At 45.2% G+C, this 2,545-nt stretch carries 1 protein-coding gene; it reads right to left on the bottom strand.

Translation table 11 applies throughout. The annotated features are described in order from the left end of the window. Positions 1–758 precede the first annotated feature (758 nt). A partial coding sequence (locus tag EV12_RS12700) for a class I SAM-dependent methyltransferase (RefSeq protein ID WP_036916012.1) occupies positions 759–2,545 on the bottom strand: 1,787 nt, incomplete at its 5' end.

The following is a 2,545-nucleotide window of genomic DNA, read 5'->3' as shown; positions in this document are numbered from 1 at the left end:
GGAAACCAGCTTGCCAAGCGTTGGCCAAGGCTCGGGATAAAACTCGGGATAAAATTACTGCTTACCGCTCCCACGCGCAACCATCTACTCCTGTAAACTCCTTTGACTATTCATTGCTTGACTGGGATTTCTGCCCTCGTGGCTGCCTGACCCTAATAAGGGAGATGGGGTGAGGTCAGCCTTATCACCCAAATGACCCACGGGGCCTGAGAGGGCCCCTTAAACCATTCCAGGACAGCGGATCTCAAGGAATCGCTAAACGGCCTAAAACAGCGTTGGGCCTAAAAGTGGGCCTAAAGCTTTGGGGTATGGCCGAATTTCTACGGTTCTGATTGGCTCGATATCGAGTTGAGCTACTGGACGACAGAAGGTCCTTTTTGTGTTGCTCTCCCTTTTTTGCTTGCGGGGTTGCAAAGCGCTGGTTCTGTCAGCCCCTAGCCACCATCTGACCAAGCAGGGATCCAAGATTGAATTAAGACACGAGGATGGCGGCTCAGGAGCCCAATCCCTATTCGTGCGTTAGAGCTATGCCATTAGGGGGTGGGGTGCTTTTGGGTCCTCCTTACTCTTTAAATGCTCGGGCGCCTTGCTCGCAATAAATAGCTAGTAAATGCAACTTTTTTGATTCGCCAGTCAACTATTAGATATTAGATTTGTCGGATGAACTAGGTGGCTAAGTCCATCAGCAGAGAGACAGATTAGTAGAAAGAAAATTCTCGCCGAACCGATCATGGAGCTACTCAACGTAGCAATTCGAATTAGGAAGGCTTACATGCCCAGAATTGATACATGGCTCTAAAGGTTGTTGGGTTTTGCTTTTCAAAATCGCCCCAATTTTCTAGAGAGGTCATGTAAGTATCAGAGGGGAACTGTTTCTGGTAATTGTTTTTAACTGCCTCTGGAAGCATGAATCCGCAAAATATCAATCCTTCAGCATCTAGTAGCTCTTGTAGAAACTCTGGTGTGAATCGATGCTCTTGGACATGAAAGCAAAGGTCTCGGCATTCTGAGAGTGAATAAAAATTACGGCCAAATCTTGGCAGACTTGCTAGATCTTTGAATTCTCCTGTTAGGACTTGTTGGCGAAACTCTCTGATGCTGTCTGCTGTACTTTTCAGCCTTAGCTGTTTAATATGATTTCGTGCAATCACAATGTCTTGCCTAGCGATATCGCTGTATAGGCCAAGCTTGATATAGCCACCAGGCTTCAGTTGTTTGTTTAATGCAGATATGCCCTTGGAGGGGTCTTCCATATGATGCAAGACGCCACCGCATTCAATTACATCGAATATTTTATCAAGAGCTGCTACAGCTAAGAGATCCATTTTTCTGAAGTCAACGTTATCCATCCCATACTCTTTGGCTTTCCTGATTGCATATGCCAGGCTGCTGCTGCTTAGATCAATTGCTGTGATCTGTGCATTCTTATAGCGACTGGCATTGATGACTTGATTGCCAGTACCGCAGCCTGCAATCAGTACCTTTGGTCGCGAATGATTGCTAGTCAGTGCTTCTGAGAATTGAAGATTCTGCTTAGTAGATTCGATTTCAATGGCTTTAGATATGCTCTTTGCTAATGACTTATCAGTAAAGTCGGCATATCGATACCTAGGATATGGATTCTCTTCATACATATCTTGTACTTTTATTGAAATTGAATCCGATATCTCCGAATCAGTTTCAATAGTGGCTTTGATCCTTTCTTCTTCTTGAGGCTCCTGTAGTTGTGTTTGAATGAGCGTTCTGCTTTCATATGTAGCGGTTGGGTAATTTTCTAACCAGTCTTGATTGAAGCTGAGCTGATAGATGGGCAGATAACAGGCGATAATGGCTAGGTTTTGATTGAATGTTTCCTGGTGTGAGCTTGCGCTATCAATTAGTTGCTCGACCAGCTTTTCTTCTTCTGGTGATTGCGCATAGACATATTCATTGAGGAAGCTTTGCATTGCCAGGGCTTCTGCGAGAGATTTTAAGCTCTTTGGAATAGACTTTTGGTTGGCTACCAGTACTAAAAGTTCTTTCCTTAATCGCGTCAGGAAGTTCTCAATAGCTTGATGAGGCGGGATCAGTAATGTAAGGGACTTTCTTAATCGCCAATCTGCAGCGAGATTGTTAAGAGCATTATTATTTGAGGAGATGATGGGGTCTGTTTGGGCAGCCTCCTGGATGGTTGGCAGGAAGGATTGAGTGAAAATCTTGGATAGTTTCTTGTGGGAGATATTGTCTAAATTAATCAGCAGTTCGTAAGCTTTCGTGAGACTCAGCGCATTGGCTGAGCTGAGTGTGAGCTGGTCAATAAATCCTTTTAAGTTATTTAGGGCATCAGGGTTATCAGGCTTGAGCTCTAGGGATTTAAGGGTTGATGCAAGGGCTTGATCGAGCTGAGCGAGTTCTTTGTAGATCCCGCCCAGGTTCATGAGGGCCGTGGGGTTATCAGGCTTGAGCTCTAGGGATTTAAGGGTTGATGCAAGGGCTTGATCGAGCTGAGCGAGTTCTTTGTAGATGCCGCCCAGGTTCATGAGGGCCGTGGGGTTATCAGGCTTGA

Source organism: Prochlorococcus sp. MIT 0701, assembly GCF_000760295.1.
GTDB lineage: Bacteria > Cyanobacteriota > Cyanobacteriia > PCC-6307 > Cyanobiaceae > Prochlorococcus.
Note: the sequence above shows the minus strand (reverse complement) of the source record. Positions and strands in the feature narration are given on the sequence as shown.